The organism is Halomonas litopenaei, assembly GCF_017303055.1.
Classification (GTDB): Bacteria; Pseudomonadota; Gammaproteobacteria; order Pseudomonadales; family Halomonadaceae; genus Halomonas; species Halomonas litopenaei_A.
This window is the reverse complement of sequence record NZ_JAEKJT010000003.1, coordinates 443657-464456: the sequence shown is the minus strand read 5'-3', so window position 1 is coordinate 464456 and position 20800 is coordinate 443657. Positions and strand designations below refer to the sequence as shown.

General features: G+C 62.7%; 14 protein-coding genes. 10 read left to right on the top strand and 4 right to left on the bottom strand.

Going from position 1 to position 20800, the window contains the following annotated elements; genetic code table 11:
• Window position 1 precedes the first annotated feature (1 nt).
• Both argS and JF545_RS06010 read right to left on the bottom strand, forming a co-directional pair.
• Window positions 2-1687: an arginine--tRNA ligase gene (gene argS / locus JF545_RS06015; protein ID WP_206940239.1), complete on the bottom strand. Its 1686-nt coding sequence runs from the start codon at window positions 1685-1687 to the stop codon at window positions 2-4.
• A gap of 130 nt (window positions 1688-1817) precedes the next feature.
• Complete coding sequence (locus tag JF545_RS06010) at window positions 1818-4043, bottom strand: primosomal protein N' (RefSeq protein WP_206940237.1); 2226 nt, start codon at window positions 4041-4043, stop codon at window positions 1818-1820.
• Between the two features lie 168 nt (window positions 4044-4211).
• Here JF545_RS06010 and rpmE point away from each other — a divergent pair, with 168 nt between their 5' ends.
• Window positions 4212-4424 carry a 50S ribosomal protein L31 gene (rpmE, locus tag JF545_RS06005; protein WP_206940235.1) on the top strand — a complete coding sequence of 71 codons (213 nt, stop codon included), beginning with the start codon at window positions 4212-4214 and terminating at the stop codon, window positions 4422-4424.
• Window positions 4425-4801: 377 nt separating this feature from the next.
• Window positions 4802-6073: a malic enzyme-like NAD(P)-binding protein gene (locus JF545_RS06000; protein WP_206940233.1), complete on the top strand. Its 1272-nt coding sequence runs from the start codon at window positions 4802-4804 to the stop codon at window positions 6071-6073.
• A 178-nt stretch (window positions 6074-6251) separates the two neighbouring features.
• Here the strand turns inward: JF545_RS06000 and JF545_RS05995 are convergent, their stop codons facing one another.
• Together JF545_RS05995 and JF545_RS05990 are read right to left on the bottom strand one after the other, a co-directional pair.
• Window positions 6252-7013, bottom strand: coding sequence for a DUF481 domain-containing protein (locus tag JF545_RS05995; RefSeq protein ID WP_206940232.1), 762 nt, complete (start codon window positions 7011-7013; stop codon window positions 6252-6254).
• Between the two features lie 103 nt (window positions 7014-7116).
• The gene (locus JF545_RS05990) at window positions 7117-9645 is read right to left on the bottom strand and encodes a penicillin-binding protein 1A (protein WP_206940230.1); all 2529 of its coding nucleotides are present in this window, start codon (window positions 9643-9645) and stop codon (window positions 7117-7119) included.
• A 237-nt stretch (window positions 9646-9882) separates the two neighbouring features.
• Between JF545_RS05990 and pilM the strand changes: the two genes are divergently transcribed.
• From pilM to gltB, 8 genes are all read left to right on the top strand, one after another.
• Window positions 9883-10935, top strand: coding sequence for a type IV pilus assembly protein PilM (gene pilM, locus JF545_RS05985; protein WP_206940228.1), 1053 nt, complete (start codon window positions 9883-9885; stop codon window positions 10933-10935).
• On the top strand, window positions 10932-11489 hold the full coding sequence (locus tag JF545_RS05980; protein ID WP_206940226.1) for a PilN domain-containing protein: 558 nt from the start codon (window positions 10932-10934) through the stop codon (window positions 11487-11489). The genes pilM and JF545_RS05980 overlap by 4 nt, the downstream gene beginning before the upstream one ends.
• Window positions 11486-12214: a type 4a pilus biogenesis protein PilO gene (locus tag JF545_RS05975; protein ID WP_206940224.1), complete on the top strand. Its 729-nt coding sequence runs from the start codon at window positions 11486-11488 to the stop codon at window positions 12212-12214. The genes JF545_RS05980 and JF545_RS05975 overlap by 4 nt, the downstream gene beginning before the upstream one ends.
• Entirely contained in the window at window positions 12211-12741 is a 531-nt protein-coding gene (locus JF545_RS05970; RefSeq protein WP_206940222.1) for a pilus assembly protein PilP, read from the top strand. The genes JF545_RS05975 and JF545_RS05970 overlap by 4 nt, the downstream gene beginning before the upstream one ends.
• A 24-nt stretch (window positions 12742-12765) precedes the next feature.
• Window positions 12766-14142, top strand: a complete 1377-nt coding sequence (locus JF545_RS05965) for a type IV pilus secretin PilQ (RefSeq protein ID WP_347401313.1) — start codon at window positions 12766-12768, stop codon at window positions 14140-14142.
• Window positions 14142-14690: a shikimate kinase AroK gene (aroK, locus tag JF545_RS05960; RefSeq protein WP_206940219.1), complete on the top strand. Its 549-nt coding sequence runs from the start codon at window positions 14142-14144 to the stop codon at window positions 14688-14690. Before JF545_RS05965 ends, aroK begins: the two co-directional genes overlap by 1 nt.
• Window positions 14687-15805, top strand: a complete 1119-nt coding sequence (gene aroB, locus JF545_RS05955; protein ID WP_206940217.1) for a 3-dehydroquinate synthase — start codon at window positions 14687-14689, stop codon at window positions 15803-15805. Before aroK ends, aroB begins: the two co-directional genes overlap by 4 nt.
• A 547-nt stretch (window positions 15806-16352) precedes the next feature.
• Window positions 16353-20798, top strand: coding sequence for a glutamate synthase large subunit (gene gltB, locus JF545_RS05950; protein ID WP_206940215.1), 4446 nt, complete (start codon window positions 16353-16355; stop codon window positions 20796-20798).
• Window positions 20799-20800 lie beyond the last annotated feature (2 nt).

Below are 20800 nucleotides of genomic sequence, written 5' to 3'. Positions count from 1 at the left end.
CTTACATCTCCTCCGGCGCGCCGACGCCCATCAGGTCAAGCCCATTACGCAGCACTTGGCGCGCAGCAAGGCCCAGTGCCAGGCGGGCATTGCGCAAGGCAGCGTCCTCGACCATGACCTTGCAGGCGTTGTAGCAGCTGTGGAAATCGGCAGCGAGGTCCTGCAGATACTGGGCGATCTGCTGGGGCTCGCGAGCCTTGGCGGCGTGTTCGACCACCTCGGGGTAGCGGGCCAGTCGATTGAGCAGCGCCTTTTCCTGATCCGCTTCGAGCAGGCCCAGATTGGCCATGCCCGTGGCGTGGTCGAAGGCCAGGCCTTCGCTCTCGGCCTTGCGCAGCACGCTGCAGACGCGGGCGTGGGCGTACTGCACGTAGTAGACCGGGTTGTCATTGGACTGGGAGCGCGCCAGATCAATGTCGAAGGTCAGCTGGGAGTCTGCCCGCCTGGCAGCGAGGAAGAAACGGGTGGCATCTCGCCCGACCTCATCGATCAGGTCACGCAGGGTGACATAGCTTCCCGCGCGCTTGGACAGCTTGACCTCGACCCCTGAACGGGTCACCAGCACCATCTGGTGCAGCACGTAGTCGGGCCAGCCCTTGGGAATACCCACGTCAAGGGCTTGCAGCCCTGCGCGTACCCGGGTCACGGTGGAGTGGTGGTCGGCCCCCTGCTCATTGACGACGGTGGTGAAGCCCCGTTGCCACTTGTCGAGGTGGTACGCCACATCCGGCAGGAAGTATGTGTAGCCGCCCTCGCTCTTGCGCATTACCCGGTCCTTGTCATCGCCAAAGTCCGTGGTGCGCAGCCACTGAGCGCCTTCCTGCTCATAGGTGTGACCATTCTCTGCCAGGCGGCGTGCGGTTTCCTCGACCTTGCCGTCTTCATACAGCGAGGACTCCAGGAAGTACACGTCGAAGCTGACGCCGAAGGCACGCAGGTCGAGGTCCTGCTCCCGGCGCAGATAGGCCACGGCGAAGTCGCGGATGGCCTCAAGGTCATCGGGGTCGCCCTTGCCGGTCACATGGCGATCGTCGGCATGGACGGTGTCACCGGCCAGGTAGGCGTTGGCCACGTCGGTGATATAGTCGCCGCGGTAGCCGTCCTCCGGCCATCCTGCGTCGTCTGGCCCGAGACCCTTGGCGCGGGCCTGGACGGACAGCGCCAGGTTGCTGATCTGAGCGCCTGCATCGTTGTAGTAGAACTCGCGGGTGACGTCGTAGCCGGTGGCCTCAAGCAGGCGACACAGGCAGTCGCCGACGGCAGCGCCACGGCCATGTCCCACGTGCAGCGGGCCGGTCGGGTTGGCCGAGACAAATTCCACCTGCACCTTCTCTCCCTGGCCTGTCAGGCTGCGGCCGAACGTATCGCCAGCATCCAGCACGTGGCGCACGACCTGGGCAGCGGCATCCGTGGCGGCGAAGAAGTTGATGAAGCCTGGGCCCGCGATGTCGACCTTGGCGACAGCATCGCTTTGCGGGAGAGCGGCCACCAGTTTTTCCGCTATCTGGCGCGGGGCTGACTTGGCGGGCTTGGCCAGCATCAAGGCGAGGTTGGTGGCGTAGTCACCGTGAGCCTTGTCCTTGGTCGGATCGACCTTGTAGGTGGGGGCGAGTTCCTGGGGAATGACTTCCTGCTGCTTGAGCTCGGCAAGGGCGGCATCCAGCAGCGCAACGATAGTGTCTTTCATGAGGCGTCTATGTCCTGTGGCACGGTGGCCGAGCGCGGCGATCAGGGCGCCAGTCGGCAGGCAGACCGTGCATTATCGATGATTGCGTCCAGCCTTTAAAGGCCGGACGTCTGCTCATGGAAATTCCGGATCAGCTCAGGCTCTGAGGGTCGACATCGATCGACCAGCGAACGCGTCGGGCGTCGGGCCAGGCCTCCAGCCGCTGTGCCAGCCACGCCAGGGCAGGGTGCAGCTGACTGCGCTTGTCAGACATCAGCGCCAGCTGCAAGTGGTAGCGGTTCTGTCGCCGCTCCATGGGGGCGGGCACTGGGCCGAGGCAGTCGAGTTCGAGCGCCTGTTGCTTGATGTGATCGCGCAATTCGCGGGCGAGCTCTCGTGCCAGGGTGGTCAGTGCCTCTTCTCGAGGCCCCTCCATGCGCAGCAGGGCCATGAAACGGTAGGGAGGAAGGGCGGCGATGCGTCGCTCATCCAGCAGTGTCTGGGCCAGAGCGTCATAGCCCCGGTCTGCCAGCAAGCGGAGGTTCGGGTCGTCCGGGTGCATGGTCTGTACCAGCACCCTGCCCGGGTGGGCCGCGCGCCCGGCGCGGCCGGCCACCTGCTCGAGCAGCTGAGCGGAATGCTCGAGGGCACGAAAGTCGCTGGCATAGAGACCTGCGTCGGCATTGACCACGACCACTAGAGTGACATGAGGCAGATGGTGTCCCTTGGCGAGCATCTGAGTGCCCACCAGGATGGCCGGCTCGCCACGGCGCACCTCAGTCAGCATCTTCTCCAGGGCATCCTTGGTACGGGTACTGTCACGGTCGATACGATGCACGGGAACGTCGGGAAAACTCTCGGCCAGGCTTTCCTCGGTGCGCTCGGTGCCGCTGCCCAGCGGACGCAGGTCAGCACTGCCACACTCTGGGCAGGCGTCGGGAAGGACTCGCCGGCGGTCGCAGTGGTGGCAGGCCAACATGGGAGGCTGGCGATGCCACGTCATGCGAGCATCGCAATGATCGCAGTCCGCCATCCAGCCGCAAGCATGGCAGGACAGGGTGGGTGCAAAGCCGCGGCGATTGATGAACACAAGGACCTGATGTCCGGCGCTCAGAGTGGCCTTGATGGCGTCGATAACCGGTGGAATCAGGCCTCCGCGGCGAGTGCGCCCCTTCAGGTCGACAAGCTCCAGGCGAGCGGGAGCGTGGCGGGTGGCTCGCTGGGTCAGCCGCAGGTGGGCGTAGTCCCCTGTCAACGCGCGATGCAGGCTTTCCAATGAGGGGGTTGCGCTACCCAATAGCAGCGGGGTCTGGTCGCGCTTGGCGCGCACCACCGCCAGGTCTCGCGCGTGGTAGCGCAGTCCGTCCTGCTGCTTGAAGGAGCCGTCGTGCTCTTCATCGACGATGATCAGGCCTGGCCTCGCCAGCGGCGTAAAGATGGCCGAGCGGGTGCCGATGACGATCAGCGCTCTGCCGCTGGCAGCGGCTTCCCAGGCATCCAGGCGTTCATGGTCGGTCAGACCGGAGTGTAGCGCGACGACGGGCACACGAAAGCGCTGGCGGAAGCGTCCCAGGGTCTGGGGGGTAAGCCCGATTTCCGGAATCAGCACCAAGGTCTGGCGACCTTTGGCCGCGACGGCCTCGATCAGCTGCAGGTAGACCTCGGTCTTGCCGCTTCCCGTGACACCGTGCAGCAGACACGGGTGAAAGCGATCCAGGCCCTGGTGCAACCGATTGAGCGCTTTCGCCTGTTCGTCGTTCAGGCTGAGGGCGGGGCTGGCGAGCAGGCCCTTGGTGTCGTCCGTGGGGGCCGCGGCGAGCGCTTCCTCATGGCGGATGATCAGTCCCTTGGCTTCCAGGGAGCCCAGCTGGTCTCGGCTGAAGGACTGTGCCAGGACCACCTGGGTCGTCAGGCCGTGAGGATGCTGGCCCAGCATCTCGAGTAGTGCGGCCTGGCGAGGCGCGCGTCCCAGTCGCGAGCGGTCGGCGTTGGCATTGATCATCCAGCGCTCACGGGTGCGGGCCTGCAGTGGTCGCCCCTGGCGGAGGAGCACCGGCATGGCATGTGCCAGGGTGTCGCCCAGCGCATGTTGATAGTAGCGTGCGGTGAACCGGCACAGCCAAAGCCAGTCCGCCGGTAGCGGCGTGCTGTCGATACAGCTCTGAATGGGCTTCAGCTTGTCCAGTGGGAAGTCGCTGTCATCGGCGCAGGCCACGATGACGCCCACCACCTGCCGACGACCGAATTCGACGCGCACGCGCAGGCCCTCCTGCCAGCCGTCGGGCGGAACTGGGCCGCCAGGACGGTAGTCGAACAGTCTGCGCAGAGGTGAGGGAATAGCAATGCGCAGTACGCGCGGGGCAGGGGTGTCAGGCAATTGGCCTCCACAATGAAGTCTGCTAGAATGCTCCGCCGCCTGTAACAGGCAGGCGGTTCACCGGCCGGCACGGTGGTGCGTCACAGCATGCACGATGGCCGTGCCATTACCCGTATGCGGTGCCTGGCAATGGATCAGGTGGCGGCATACCGAAAAGTGAGGTTCACGATGAAACAAGGTATCCACCCGGATTACAAGACGGTCAACGCGACTTGCTCCTGCGGCGCCAGCTTCGAAGTCGGCTCCACTGTCGGTCACGACCTGCACCTGGACGTCTGCTCTCAGTGCCACCCCTTCTACACTGGCAAGCAGAAGCAGGCTACCACCGGTGGCCGCGTCGAGCGCTTCAACAAGCGCTTTGGTGCTGCACTCAAGCGTTGATCGTCTGATGGGCGCCGTCGTCAGGCGACGGCGCAATGTCATGATGACGCTCGGGCTTTGCCCGTCACAAACCCGCCAGCATTGGCGGGTTTGTTGTATCTGGAGGACGCATCGCACCACGTTTCTGGGTATCGCTGTTGCGGCGCATCAATGCGTAAGATGTCGCTGAGGTCTAGTCTTCTAAGGACGCTTGCGTCGCTCGGCTGATGGATTCAGCGCTTTGTTAGACGTTGGTGCAATGCAGCAAAAGTTGTCGACATTGTCAGCGAACATCTTCAAACGAGCGTGTAAATATCGCTTTTGGTGCCAATGTTGAGAAATGGAATATTTTTCTATATTGTGTGGCCACGTTCCACAAGGATATCCGGACACCAAGCATGACAGACGCAAAGAAGCAGGCTGCGCTGGACTATCACGCACTTCCCATTCCCGGCAAACTGTCGGTCGAGCTGACCAAACCGACGGCCACCGCCAAGGACCTGGCGCTTGCCTATAGTCCTGGCGTGGCGGAGCCCGTGCGCGAAATCGCTCGGGACCCGGAGAATGCCTATCGCTATACCGGCAAGGGCAACACCGTCGCGGTGATTTCCGATGGCACCGCCATCCTTGGCCTTGGCAACCTCGGTCCGCTGGCCAGCAAGCCGGTCATGGAAGGCAAGGGGGTGCTGTTCAAGTGCTTTGCCGGCATCAACTCGGTCGATATCGAGGTCGATGCCGAGAGTCCGCAGGCGTTCATCGACACGGTGGCGCGCATTGCCGACAGTTGGGGTGGCATTAATCTCGAGGACATCAAGGCGCCGGAGTGCTTCGAGATCGAGCAAGCCCTGGTTGAGCGCTGCAAGATCCCGGTCTTCCATGATGACCAGCACGGCACCGCCATCGTGACGGCGGCGGGCATGCTGAATGCGCTCGACATCGCCGGCAAGTCGCTTGAGCAGGCGCGGATCGTCTGCATGGGGGCTGGTGCTGCTGCGATTGCCTGCATGAAGCTGCTGGTGGCTTGTGGTGCGAATCCCGCCAACCTGGTGATGCTCGACCGCAAGGGAGTCATCCATAGCGGGCGGGAAGACCTGAATCAGCACAAGGCGATGTTTGCGGTAGATACCGACAAGCGCACCCTGGACGACGCCATCGATGGCGCGGATGTCTTTATCGGCCTGTCCGGCCCCGGCCTGATGACGGCCGACCATATCCGCAAAATGGCCAAGGATCCCATCGTCTTTGCCTGCACCAACCCGGACCCCGAGATTCATCCCGATCTGGCCCGGGAAACCCGCCCGGACGTCATCATGGCGACGGGGCGGTCTGACTACCCCAACCAGGTCAATAATGTGCTGGGTTTCCCGTTCATCTTCCGTGGCGCGCTGGATGTGCGTGCAACTCGCATCAACGAGGAGATGAAGGTAGCGGCGGTCCATGCGCTCAAGGACCTTGCTCGCGAGCCTGTTCCTCAGGCGGTGCTGGATGCCTACGAGCGTGACGCCATGAGCTTTGGCCGGGAATACATCATTCCGACCCCGGTGGATGTGCGCCTGCTGGAGCGAGTGACCTCCGCCGTCGCCCAGGCGGCTGTCGACTCAGGGGTGGCACGCAAGCCCTATCCTTCGCACTATCCGCTGAAGACCATCGACGACGTCTACGGCAGCTGAGCGCCGTCTCAAGCGTGGCTCTCTGGTCATGCGGTAATGAAAAAGCCCTCCACTGGAGGGCTTTTTTGTATGGGCTTTTTTGTATGGGCGGGCTCGATCAGGGAGCGCAGTGCTTGGTGTATCGAGAGCGGCTGGTTCACCAACGCTGGCACGGGCGCTGATCCAGGCTGACGTCGTCTTAGAACTCGTAGCGTAATGAGGCTGACGTAATTCGATCCGTCCGTGCTTCGGCGTCTTCGGGTGGATCCGAGTTGTGCTTTATCTCATGCGACAGTCGCAGCGACATGTGCGCATTGATCCGGGTATCGAGTGCGGTGTAAGAGCGTAGCGTCGAGTTCTTGCGCGTGGTCTCGACCGAGAGTTCCTGTTCAAGACTGGCGCTGGCGCTCAGGATGTAGCCGGCTTCCATGGCGCCGTAGGCGACGGCCAGGCGCTGATCGTCCTCGTCGGGCAGGATGTCTGCGCGATAGCCTGGGCCTGCCTCAAGCTCAAGATGGGCACGGGGAGAGTCGAGGATCTGCCGGCCGTAACCGGTAATGGCGGTGAACTGATGATCGTAGCCGCTGAAACGGTCCTTCTCCCAGCGACCAAAGGCAAACAGATAGTGAGGACCCACCAGCTCGCGGCGCTGACGAAACGAGGTCATGTAGCGTTCGGCGCTGGTTTCACTGTCCTCGCTGGCATGGCGGGCTTCGGCCCGAAAGCGCGATAGCCAGGCGCCGTTGAGCCAGGTCAGCTGGGTCTTGCCCAGCACGGTCTCGGTGTTGGTATTGCCGGAGAGGCGGGTATAGCCAAATTCGACATGCCCGATAAAGTCGGGGGCGTCGTCGTTCGGCGCCGCAGGGGCGTAGAAGGAATCGGCCAGGGATGGCGATATCGGCACAAAAAGCCCAAAGAAGCACAGTGTGGCTGCCAGCGTGCGTAAGCGGGAAAGCACCATGTGGTGGTCACCTGGATAAGGCTAGGGGAAGAGATCAGGATGCCGCCATGGCGGCAGTCTTGCTTCTCCCCCGGGCGGGGGAGAAGCGACTTGCGGGATGAGGCTAGAAGATAGCTTCGTAGGCGCCAGTGCCCTGGGAGCCGCTGTGACGCTCCACGGCGCTTTCCACGCGACGGGGCTGGACACTGGGCATGTGATCTTCGTCGAAGATTTCCTCGATGCCACCGCCCTGGTTGTCGCCGAGTAACCGGCCGGTGTTGGCGTCTACGCGGGCCGTCACGATACCTGGCGGCTGCGGCGGAATGTTCTCCGGCTTGCCCGCCAGCGCCTGGCCCATGAAGTCGACCCAGATCGGCAGTGCGGCCTGGGCGCCGTACTCCGCCGTGGGAGTGTTGTCGTCCTTGCCGACCCATACGGTGGTGGCGTAGTCGCCGTTGAAGCCCGCGAACCAGGCGTCGCGCTGATCGTTGGTGGTACCGGTCTTGCCGACGATATCGCTGCGCTCAAGGGAGAGCGCGCGACGAGCGGTGCCGCGTTCGACCACGTCACGCAACATGTCACGCAGCAGGTAGACCGCGCGGGCATTGGCCACCCGCGGAGCGACTTCATAGGTCTTGCCGTCGATCTCGGTGGTGCTTTGTCCTTCCTCGCACTCACGGCATGCCACCCGCGGGCTTGCCTCTTCCACCAGCGTCTGTTGCTCACCCTGGGTAATCTTTTCGATAAACCAGGGAGTGACGCGGAAACCGCCGTTGGCGAGCACGGCGTAGGCATTGGTCATCTCCAGTGGCGTCAGGCTGGCGCTACCCAGAGCCAGCGACAGACCGTTAGGCAGACGCTCTCGGGAGAAGCCGAAGTCGACCAGAAAATCGATGGTGCGATCAAGGCCAATGCTTTGCAGCAGGCGGATGGTAACCAGGTTGCGCGATCGTGCCAGACCAGTGCGCAGACGGGTCGGGCCAAGGAAGTCGCCGCTGGAGTTCGATGGGCGCCACAGTTCGTTGCTGCCATCGTTGAGCACGACGGGGGCGTCGTTGATCACGGTGGCGGGGGTCACATCGCCGCTGTTGAGGCCTGCCAGGTAGATAAACGGCTTGAAGATCGAGCCCGCCTGGCGACGTGCCTGAATGGCGCGGTTGAACTTGCTGGCATCGAAGTCAAAGCCCGCCTGCAGGGCCAGAATCGCACCGGTCTTGGGATCCATCACCACCAGCGAGCCTTCCGCATCGGGCTGCTGGGAGAGTCGCCAGCTGTCGTCTTCGCGCTGCAGAATGCGCACGAGATCACCGCGACTGGCGATCTGGGAGGCTGCCGTGGGCTTGGCCCCACGATAGCGAGCGCTCTTGTAAGGTGCTGCCCACTCAAGGCCCGCCCAGTCCAGGGTGATCAGCTGGCTGTCGTGGGTAAGAACCTTCATTTCACGGCCATCGGTCGCCACCACAATGGCGGGCTCCAGGGGGCCGAAGGAGGGGGTGCGCTCGAGCACTTGCAGCCAGTTGCTGACGTCGCCATCGATGCCTTCGACCGTTGTCTGACTGCGTTCTGCGGCACGACGAGCGGTCTCCATCACCTCGGGTGAGCCAGACAGCTCTTCTTCCAGGCCAGTGCGCTCGGTCTGGTCCTGCGCTTCTGCCAGACTTTGCGGGATATCGGTGTCTTCCGGGCCCCGCCAGCCGTGGCGGGTATCGTAGGCGATCAGGCCATTGGCCAGCGCCTGGCGCGCCATGGGCTGCAGCTCGCTGTCGATGGTCGTGGTGATGCGATAGCTGCCGGTATAGGCCTCGTCACCGAAACGTTCGGTGGCAAACTGGCGCGCCATCTCCGCGACATAATCGGCCTGAACTTCGGCACGGGCGACGTGACGGCTAGCCGTGATCGGGGCCTGGACGGCGTCGTCGTAGGCTGCCTGGTCGATATACCCGAGCTCGCGCATGCGGAACAGGATCCAGTTGCGGCGAATCAGAGCGCGTTCGGCATTGGCCAGCGGGTTGAAGGACGAAGGCGCCTTGGGCAGCCCGGCAATCATGGCGCTTTCGGCCAGGGTCAGTTCGTCCAGCGGCTTGTCATAATAGACCTCTGCCGCAGCGGCAATGCCGTAGGCGCGGTGGCCCAGGAAGATCTTGTTGACGTACAGCTCCATGATTTCCTGCTTGGACAGAATCTGTTCCATCTGCAGCGACAGCAGGATTTCACGCAGCTTGCGGGTAAAGGTGCGGTCCAACGTCAGCAGATAGTTTCTCGCTACCTGCATGGTGATGGTCGAACCCCCGGACTGGGGCGTGCCGCCGCTGGTGATCAGCTGCTTGACGGCCCGCGCCAGCCCTTTCGGATCCACCCCCGGGTGTTCAAAGAACGCCGCGTCCTCAGCGGCCATCAGGGCCTGCAGCATGGGCTCGGGGATCTCATCGAAATCGACGGGCATGCGGCGTTCCTCGCCGAATTCGCCAATCAGCTGGTTGTCCCTGGTGTAGATGCGCAGCGGGGTCTGCAGCTCGAAGTCCTGCAGCTGGCGGACATCGGGAAGACCGGGCGCAAAATAGAGGGCGGCACCAACGACACCCAAGGCTGCTGCGGCGCCCAGTGAGATCACTAGCCACACGGCAGAGAATAAGAGCGTTCTGAGATACTTCATGAAATCGCGGTGTCCATGCTGAAAACGAAAACGGCGGGGTATATCACTGAAAAAGGCAATCCTTTGCGTCGGCCATTATAGGAACTGGGCGCAGCCGTCACCACCTTTGTGACGAATTACCCGCCTTGTTGCACAAAGTCGTGGCATAGATCAGTAACCTCTTGCCTACGGTTGGCTAGGCTGGCACCACGGTAATGTGCATCGGGTGCATGCCATAGCTGCGGATGCGACGACGACATGTGGTTTACCTCAAGGGCCAATGGCCTGGTGGGTGTGGATATCACGTCTGCCACGGTCAAGCTGATCGAGCTTGAGTCGGTAGCGGGTGGCCACCGAGTGGTCAGCCATGCGGTGGGACCCTTGCGCCAGGGAGCCGTGGTCGAACGCCGTATTCGCGATATGGGCGAGGTGATCGAGGTCCTGTCCCGTGTCGTCGAGCGCGCCGCCCCGCGCAGTCGGCATGCCGCCGTGGCGGTCCCTTCTGGAGCGGCGATCACACGCTTGCTGCGTTTCCCGGCGGACTTGAACGAGGACCAGGTCGAAGCCCGGATCGAGTGGGAGTCTGACAAGCACATTCCGTTTCCGTTCCGTGAGGTGGCATTCGACTTTCAATGCCTCGGTGAGTGTGTCGATGATCCGGCATTTCGGGAGTGGTTGCTGGTGGCGTGTCGACGCCACGATGTCGAGCAATTGACCCAGGCGCTGGAGGCCAGTGGGCTGGTGCCGGCCGCCGTCGATGTGGAGAACTTTGCCATCGAACGAGCCATGGCTGGGCTCTATCGGCGTCTGCAGATGGGGGATGAGGCCTTGGCGCTGGTGGATGTTGGTGCCTATCTCAATGCGCTGCATGTGCTTGAGGCAGGGCGGATCATCTATAGCCACGACAGTCTTTACGGCGGCATGCAGTTGACCGAGGCCATCCAGCGTCACTACGGCATGAGTCTTGATGAAGCGGGTTTCGCCAAGAAACGCGGCGGCTTGCCGGGGGACTATGGGCATGCCGTGCTGCTGCCGTTTCTCGATACCTTGATCGGCCATATCGAAAACTCGCTCCAGCTCTATCGCGTGTCGGGGGGATTTCGCCCGCTGAGTCGCCTGTTGGTGGCGGGGGGCACCAGCCTGATCGGCGGCTTCGCCGAACGGCTATCTGAGTCGATCGGATTGCCGGTCAGCCTGGTCGATCCGCTGGAGGGCATGAGCATTGCATCATCCCTGGACGTCGACGCCGTGCGCGCCGAGGCCCCCGCGCTGCTGACCGCCTGTGGCCTGGCGCTGAGGGGGCGGGCATGAGCCGGGTGCGCATCAATCTGCTCGATTGGCGCGACGCGGCCAGGGTGCGGCGCACCCATGGCTTCTGGCTGACGGTGGTCATGGCTGCAGCAGCAGGCGTGGGAGTGGCCTTGCTGGCGTCGCTGTGGCTGCAGTGGCAGCTGTCGTTGATGGCTGAGCGCGACCAGCACGTGCAGCAGGCGATGACGCAGCTCGAGGCAACGTCGCGGGAAATGGCGGACCTTGACCGGCAGCTGGCGCTGCTTGACCAGGAAGAGGCACTGCTGTCTCGCTTGCAGGACCAGCGTCGGCAGACCCTGGATGTGGTCAATGGTCTGGCTGCGACGCTGGTCAATGGCGTGCGTTATGACCGGGTCGAGCGCCGCGATGATGCGCTTATCCTCGAGGGGGAGGCGGTCGACAGTGCGTGCCTGGTCGAGCAACTGCGTGCCCTTGAGCGAGTGCCGACGTTCCTGGAGCCGCAGCTGTCTCGGGTAGGGGCACAGCACGGTCGCCAGCACTTTGTCGTGCAGTTGCAGCTGGCGTCCCACGCCGTCGAGAGGCCAAGGCCATGATGCCGTCACTGGATCGGCGCAGGGCGGTGGGGCATGGGGCCGACGCGATAGCGGGGGTGCCATCATCGCGCTCCCGGTGGCTGCGCCTAAGGGAAGAGTGGCGTCGCTTGGGTGTGGTCGACTGGCGACGGTTGGAGCTGGGTGAGGCCGGGCGCTGGCCATGGATGTTGCGCGTGCTGGTGGGCTCCAGCGCCTTTTGCGTTGCGCTTGTTGTGACGCTGGTGTGCTACGTGCGACCGCTAGCGATACGCCTGGAGCAGCTTGAGCTGCAGGAGCAGCAGGCGATCGGGGAGTTTGAGGCGCGGGCGCGTGAGCTGGCGGAGCTGGATCGCATGAAGCGCGTGCTGGTGAATCTGGATCAGATGGTCAGCGAGCGTCGGCAGATGCTGCCGGATGGGGCTGATATCCCCTCGCTGCTTGAAGGTATCGGGGATGAGGCCAGAGCCCGGGGGCTGGCACTGCAGGAGCTGGCGCTGGGGCAGCCTCGTCCGCTGGCGCTCTATGTGGAGCGTCCCTTCGAGCTGCGGGTGCGGGGGGGATATCACGCCATCGGTGGCTTTATCGCTGACCTCGCCAATCTGCCGCGCTTGGTGACCATTCACGACTTCAGTCTGCTGCCCGTGGAAGGCCAGCTTGAGCTGAGTGCTCGGGTGCAGACCTACAGTATTGGCGATGCGTCGGCCGCCGCTGTGCGCGTCTCCGATGAGCAGGTACGGCGTCAATGAGCAGCCGCTGTCGGGGAGAGTTCACCCGTCTGTGGCTGCTTCTGGCCTGTGTCATGACGGGCTGTGTCTTGACGGGCTGTGAACACGACAGCCTGGAAGCGTTGGATGAACGACTGGCGGCGGCGCTGACCACCGAATGGCGCCAGCCGGCAGGAGAGCTGCCTGAGAGCGTTGAGCTTCCGATTCTTCACTACCTGTATGCCGAGTCGAGAAGCCCCTTTCGCTTCGCCGGCCAGGTGCAGCGCGACCCCCAAGGGTTGGCCGCCTTTGCTCTGGACGAATTGACCCTGGTCGGGGTGCTGGAGCGCCAGTCCCAGCGCTGGGCCTTGTTCGAGACGCCTGGAGGGCGGGTGCATGCCGTAATGGAGGGGCAGTCGCTGGCCTCTCCAGCGGTCAAGGTGGCAGCCATCGAACCCGATGCGGTCAGGCTGGAAGCCGATGATCCGGAGCATTATGCCTGGCGGGATCGCCTGGTGTCGGTGGGCGAAGGGCCAGCAGGGTCCGTCGTCGCCACAGCAACTCAATGACGCGGGGCGAACATGCAGAGACTGATGAAATCATGGCGCAGCCCGATGAAGGGCCGCAAGCACCGCAGGCGGGGGCTGTTGCTCTGGCTCGTGCCGGTCATCTTGGGAGTGGCGTCCTGCAGCGTGCAGGCGGCAGATTATCCGCAGGCGGACTATCAGGGCGCGCCGATCACGCTGAACTTCCAGGATGTCGAGGTGCGTTCCGTGCTGTCGGTGCTGAGTGACTTCACCGGCCTCAATATCGTGGTCAGTGATAGCGTCAGTGGTCGCGTCACGCTGAATCTCGATAACGTGCCCTGGGACCAGGCCCTGGAGATGGTGCTGCAGACCCAGGGGCTGGGTAGTCGCCGCCAGGGCGATATCCTGCTGGTGGCCCCGGTGGCGGAGCTTGCCGAGCGGGACCGGCTCTCGTTGGAGGCCGCTTCTCGACGCGACCTGTTGGAGCCGCTGGTGACGGAGCATGTCGAGGTGCGCTATGCCAAGGCCAGTGAGCTGGCGGCGCTGCTGCGAGGTGAGAGTGGCTTTGGTCTGCTGACCGAGCGCGGCAGGGTCGCCACGGATCCGCGCACCAACACCTTGCTGATCCAGGATGTGCCGGCTCAGCTGCTCGAGATCAGAAGAACCCTGGCGCGGCTCGATGTGCCGGTCAAGCAGGTACAGATCTCGGCGCGTATCGTCGTCGCCAGGGACAATACCGCCGAGGAAATCGGCGTCAACTGGGGTGTCAGCAGTCGCCATGGCAAGACCGTCGGCGATAGTGGGGATATCACCATCGGGGATGTGATTTCGGGCAATCGAGGGGATACCTACGGCGGCATGTCCGTGGACCTGGGAGATGCCCTGGAAGCGGGTAACTCTTTCAACATCGGCTATCTGGCCGGTGACGTGCTGCTGGACCTGGAGCTTCGAGCGCTGGAGAGCGAAGGCAAGAGCCAGACCATTTCCGAGCCCAGGGTGATCACTTCCAATCAGCATGCGGCGCTGATCAAGCAGGGTACGGAGATCCCCTACCAGGAGTCCACTTCCAGTGGCGCCACCAACGTCGAGTTCAAGGAGGCCGTGCTGGCGCTGGAGGTAACGCCACAGATCACCGGTGACGACCGGGTGGTGATGGATCTGACCATCAACAACGATACCTTGGCCGAGCAGAGCATCGACGGCGAGCCCGCTATTGATACCAACGAGATTCAGACCCAGGTGCTGGTGGATGACGGTGAAACCGTGGTGTTGGGCGGAATTTTGACCACGCAGCAGCTGCATACCCTCTACAAGACCCCCTTGCTGGGTGACCTGCCGGTGCTGGGTAGGCTTTTTCGCTATACCGAGGACGTCAACGATAAGGTAGAGTTGTTGGTATTCATTACACCCCGGATACTTGACGACGGCCTGGCGAATCACTGATGCAGGATGTACCGAACCTGATTCTGATAGGCCCCATGGGGGCTGGAAAGAGCACCATCGGCCGCCTGCTGGCGGCCGAATTGTCACGTCCCTTCTACGACAGCGACCATGAGATTCAGGCACGCTGCGGCGCGGATATTCCCTGGATCTTCGATGTCGAGGGCGAGAGTGGCTTTCGTGATCGTGAAAGCAGCATGATCAGCGAGCTGGTCGATTACGATCAGGTCGTCATTGCCACGGGTGGTGGCGCCGTGCTGCGCGAGGAAAATCGACAGTGCATCCGGGAGGGTGGCACCGTCATCTATCTCTATACCACCGTGGAACAGCAGCTCAAGCGTACCGCCAAGGATCGCAACCGTCCGCTGTTGCAGCGCGGTGATCGCGAGCAGCTTTTGCGTGACATGTTTGCGCTGCGCGACCCGCTGTATCGTGCCACCGCCGACCTGGTAGTGCGTACGGATCGCCGCGGACCGCGCTCCGTGGTCAACGATATCGTGCGGCGTGTCCATCGTCTTCTCGACCCCCTGACTTGCAAGGCTTCCTCATGACCACCGCATCGATTGCTGATCCCTTGTCGTTGAACGTCTCCCTGGGAGAGCGTAGCTACCCCATCTATATCGGTGCGGGACTGATGGACCAGGGCGAGCGCCTGGTCTCGCACCTGTCCGGGCGGCAGGTGATGGTGGTGACCAATGAGACCGTGGCGGCGCACTACCTCGAGCGCCTGACGACGGCGCTCGCCCGGGCGGACGAAACGCTGCGTATCGAAACCCTGGTACTGCCCGATGGGGAGGCGTACAAGAATATCGAAGGGGTGTCGCGCATCTGGGATGCCTTGCTGGAGGCTGGCTTCAACCGCCGCTCGACGCTCGTGGCCCTGGGTGGCGGGGTGATCGGGGATATGGTCGGGTATGCCGCAGCGTCTTATCAGCGTGGCATCTCGTTCATTCAGGTGCCGACCACGCTGTTATCTCAGGTGGACTCTTCGGTGGGAGGCAAGACCGGGGTCAATCATCCCCTGGGCAAGAATATGATTGGTGCCTTCTGGCAGCCCCGTGCCGTGCTGATCGATACGGCGACGCTGGCGACGCTGCCCCAGCGGGAGTTGTCCGCCGGGCTTGCCGAGGTGATCAAGTACGGCTTTATCTACGATCGCGCTTTTCTCGAATGGCTGGAGCAGCAGCTCGACGCGCTGCGTCGGCTGGATGACGTGGCTCTGGCCACGGCCATCGAGCGTAGCTGTGCGATCAAGGCCGAGATCGTGGCCCTGGATGAAACCGAGCAAGGTGTTCGGGCGCTGTTGAATCTGGGCCATACCTTTGGTCATGCCATCGAGGCCCATATGGGCTACGGTGCCTGGTTGCACGGCGAGGCAGTGGGAGCGGGCATGATGATGGCTGCCGACCTGTCGATGCGGCTCGGATTTATCGATAGCGAAGCGGTCGACCGCACACGGCGGCTGATCGAGCGCTGTGGTCTCCCGGTGTCGGCGCCGGCCGAGATGAGTGTGGAGGACTTCGTGTCACGCATGAAACTCGACAAGAAAAATCTCGACGATCGCATTCGACTGATCCTGCTGCAGGAGCTCGGCAAGGCCTGCGTCCATGATCAGACGCCATCCGCGGTCCTTCACGATTGCATCAAGGAGTTCCCGCGTTGCTGATGCTGGGCTGCGGCAGGGGGTAGTGCCCGACCGGTTTTGCTCGAGCGTGGATCGCCGGCGCCCGCCATTGTGCGGGCGTTTGCGTGTCTGAGGGTAGCGTCGCTCGCGACAGACTGATGCAAGGGGGGGGTATTCCGTCAGTCTGTCAGCCAGTCACAGGCAATCAGAGCGGCTGACGAGCAGGTTCACGAACAGCGTTCATGCGTCGATCAGTATGTCATATGCCTGATCGGCATGGGGTGTCGACAGTTTTTACGACTAAAGTCTAGTGGCGAAATCGGGGTAGTCGAACTTGCTGGAAAACACTTCCAAGTGGTTGACCTGATACGTTTTTTTTCTTGCCTGTCTGTGCAACCTTCAGATTTACGGTGTTTTTTTATCTATGTGGAGGTCGCGGGTAATTGCGCAAGGGCGGGGTGCTGGCTATGCTGGGAACCCATTTTTCCTGCAGTTAGCGATGGCCCGAGTGGGCGCTAAATAAAAAGAAAAACCGATAACAATATCGCGAAAATGCTGTGACTACAACCCTTTCACCCGAGGCGCGCCCATGAACAAAGGTCTTCATCAGCCTGGCGAGTTCCGTGACAACTGCGGGTTTGGCCTGATCGCCCACATGGAAGGGCAGGCTAGCCATGAATTGCTCAGCACTGCCATCGAGTCCCTTACCTGCATGACCCACCGCGGTGGTATCGCGGCCGACGGCAAGACCGGCGATGGTTGCGGGCTGTTGTTGAAGATGCCCGACGGCTTCATGCGTCAGGTGGCTCAGGAGAGCCTTGATGTGGCCTTGGGGGATCGCTACGCCGTAGGGGTGATCTTTCTGCCGGATGACGACCAGCGCGAGACGGCCGCCCGACAGACACTGGAAGACTGCCTGACCCAGCGTGGTGTCAAGGTCATCGGCTGGCGCGACGTGCCGGTCGACCCCAGTGTCTGTGGTCCCATGGCCCTCGACTGCCTGCCGCGGATCCGTCAGCTGTTTGTCGAGCCGGGTGCGGGGGAAGAAGCGTTTGATGTTTCCCTGTTCATGGCTCGTCGTCTGGCCGAGCAGGCCCTGATTCATGAGCCCGACTTCTATGTAAGCTCGCTGTCCAGTGAAGTGGTGTCCTACAAGGGGCTGGTCATGCCGGTAGACCTGCCGGCCTTCTATCAGGACCTCGGTGATGAGCGCCTGGAAACCGCTATCTGCGTGTTTCACCAGCGCTTCTCCACCAACACCGCCCCCCGTTGGCCGCTGGCTCAGCCGTTCCGTCTGCTGGCCCATAACGGCGAGATCAACACCATCGAGGCCAACCGTGGCTGGGCCAACTCGCGCAAGGAGAACTTCATCTCCGAGCGGCTGCCCGACATCGCCAGCCTCGACCAGATCGTCAACACCACCGGTTCCGACTCCTCGAGCATGGACAATATGCTGGAGGTGCTGTTGACCGGTGGCATGGAGCTGCACCGTGCGGTGCGCATGATGGTGCCGCCTGCCTGGCAGAACGTGGAAATCATGGACGGCGACCTGCGCGCCTTCTACGAATACAACTCCATGCACGTGGAGCCGTGGGACGGTCCTGCCGGCGTGGTCATGACCGATGGGCGTCAGGCGCTGTGCATGCTTGACCGCAACGGCCTGCGTCCGGCCCGCTGGGTGATCACCAAGAACGGCTTCATCACCCTGGCCTCCGAGATCGGCACCTACGACTACAAGCCCGAAGACGTGGTCGCCAAGGGACGTGTCGGTCCCGGTCAGATTCTGGCGGTGGACACCGAGACCGGTGAGGTGCTGCACACCAGCGACATCGATGAGCGGCTGAAGTCTGCCTATCCCTACAAGCGCTGGCTGAAGCAGGAAGCCCAGTTCCTCGAGTCTGCCCTGACCGAGCTTGCCGCCTTCAAGAACATGGACCCTGAAACGCTGCAGGTGCAGCAGAAGATGTTCCAGGTGAGCTTCGAAGAGCGCGACCAGGTGCTGCGCCCGCTGGGAGAAAGCGGTCAGGAAGCCGTCGGCTCCATGGGTGACGACACCCCCATGGCGGTCCTGTCGGGCAAGCATCGCATGCTCTCGGACTACTTCCGTCAAAAGTTCGCCCAGGTGACCAATCCGGCCATCGATCCGCTGCGTGAAGCCATCGTCATGTCGCTGGAGACCTGCATCGGCGCCGAGCGCAACGTGTTCAAGGCGACCCCGGAACACGCCCACCGGATCGTGCTGACCACCCCGATCCTGTCGCCACGCAAGTTCACCGCCCTGGTGAGTCAGGACGACCCCGCCTTCGCCAGTCACACCCTGTCGCTGGGCTATGACCCGGAAGAGAAGGGGCTCAAGGCTGCGCTGCTGGAGCTTTGCCGCGAGGCAGAAGCCGCGGTGCATGAGCAAAAGGTCATTCTGGTCCTGTCCGACGCTGACCTTCCCCAGGGGCAGGTGCCGATCCATCCGGCACTGGCGGTGGGGGCGATCCACAACGAACTCGGTCGCAAGGCCCTGCGTCCTCGCGTCAACCTGATCGTCGAGACCGGCTATGCCCGCGACGCGCATCAGATGGCGGTGCTGTTCGGTGTCGGGGCGACGGCGGTCTATCCATGGCTTGCCTATCAGGTCATGGCCGATATGCACCGTAGCGGTGAGCTCTCTGGCAACCCCGCTGATGCTCGCGAGAATTATCGCAAGGGCCTGCAAAAAGGGCTCTACAAGATCCTGTCGAAGATGGGTATCTCGACCCTGGCGTCCTACCGTGGCTCCCAGCTGTTTGAGGCGGTGGGGCTGTCCTCGGAAGTCATGGATCTGTGTTTCACCGGCATGGCGTCGCGCATTCAGGGTACTGGCTTCAACGAGATTCAGCTGACCCAGGTGGCGCTGGCCAAGGACGCCTGGAAGCCGCGCAAGGGTATTTCCCAGGGCGGCCTGATGAAGTACGTTCACGGGCACGAGTATCACGCCTACAACCCCGATGTGGTGAAAGCGCTGCAGGAGGCGGTGCAGGAGGGCGACTACAGCAAGTGGAAGAAGTTTGCCCAACTGGTCAATGAGCGTGACCCAGCCACCATTCGTGACCTGCTCAAGCTCAAGCCCGCCGCCGAGCCGCTTCCGCTTGAGGAGGTCGAGCCGGTCGAGGACCTGCTGCCACGCTTCGACAGCGCCGGCATGTCCCTGGGGGCACTGTCTCCTGAGGCCCATGAAGCGTTGGCGCAGGCCATGAACGAGGCCGGTGGGCGCTCCAACTCTGGTGAGGGCGGTGAAGACCCCTCACGTTACGGCACTATCAGAAGCTCCAAGATCAAGCAGATCGCCTCTGGTCGTTTTGGTGTCACTCCGGCCTATCTGGTCAATGCCGAAGTGCTGCAGATCAAGGTCGCCCAGGGTGCCAAGCCTGGTGAAGGCGGCCAGTTGCCGGGTGGCAAGGTGAACGAGCTGATTGCCCGTCTGCGCTACTCGGTGCCGGGGGTGACCTTGATCTCGCCGCCGCCACATCACGATATCTATTCCATCGAGGACCTGGCTCAGCTGATCTTCGACCTCAAGCAGGTCAATCCTGATGCCCAGGTGTCGGTGAAACTGGTGTCTGAGCCGGGTATCGGCACCATCGCGACCGGTGTGGCCAAGGCGTATGCAGACTTGATCACCGTGTCCGGTTATGACGGTGGTACCGCGGCAAGTCCGCTGACCTCCATCAAGCACGCCGGTTCGCCCTGGGAGTTGGGCCTGCCGGAAGTGCATCAGGCGCTGCGTATCAACGGCCTGCGCGACAAGATTCGACTGCAGACCGACGGCGGTCTGAAGACCGGTCTCGACGTGATCAAGGCGGCGATTCTCGGTGCCGAGAGCTTCGGCTTTGGTACGGCGCCGATGGTGGCCCTGGGCTGCAAGTACCTGCGCATCTGTCACCTGAACAACTGCGCCACCGGCGTGGCGACCCAGATGCAGTATCTGCGTGATGAGCACTTCCGCGGCACGGTGGACATGGTCAAGCATTACTTCCGCTTCATTGCCGAAGAAGTGCGTGAGTTGATGGCGCTCGTAGGGGTGCGCAAGCTCACCGACCTGATTGGCCGCACCGATCTGCTCGAGGTGTTTGAAGGGCTGACGCCGTCTCAGAACAAGCTGGACCTGACGCCGCTGCTGGCCAACGATCACGTGCCGGCAGATGCGCCCCAGTCCTGCCAGGTCAGCCGCAACGTGCCACATGACCCTGGTGCCAAGAACCTCGAGGTGCTCGATGCGCTCAAGTCGGCGATCGAGTCCAAGGCCGGGGCCGACGTGTCCTTCACCATCACCAATTGTGATCGCTCGGTGGGTGCGCTGACTTCTGGCGCCATTGCCAAGCAGTATGGCGAGGCCGGTCTCGACGATGCCCCGGTGACGGCACGCTTTACCGGCGTGGCGGGTCAGAGCTTTGGTGTATGGAACGCTCGCGGGCTCAACCTGTACCTGGAAGGGGATGCCAACGACTACGTCGGCAAGGGCATGAATGGTGGCAAGATCGTCATCACGCCGCCGAAGAACAGTCAGTTCGACAGCCACAAGACAGCGATCATCGGTAATACCTGCCTGTACGGCGCGACCGGTGGCAAGCTGTTCGCCGCGGGCACGGCCGGCGAGCGCTTTGGCGTGCGCAACTCCGGTGCCCATGCGGTCATCGAAGGCTCTGGCGATCACTGCTGTGAGTACATGACCGGCGGCATCGTCTGCGTGCTCGGTGAAACTGGCGTCAACTTTGGTGCAGGCATGACCGGCGGCTTTGCCTACGTGCTCGACGAAGATCGCTGCTTTGTGGATCGCTACAACCACGAGCTGGTGGAGATCCATCGCGTCAATACCGAGGCCATGGAGGCCTATCGGAGACACCTGAGGGAGACCATTGAGGAATATGTTGCCGAGACCGGCTCACAACGCGGCCAGGCGATCCTTGAGGACTTCAGCGACTTCATCCGCCATTTCTGGCTGGTGAAGCCCAAGGCGGCGAGCCTGAGCGGTCTGCTCGCCCAGTCCACGCGTCAGCCCGAATAACC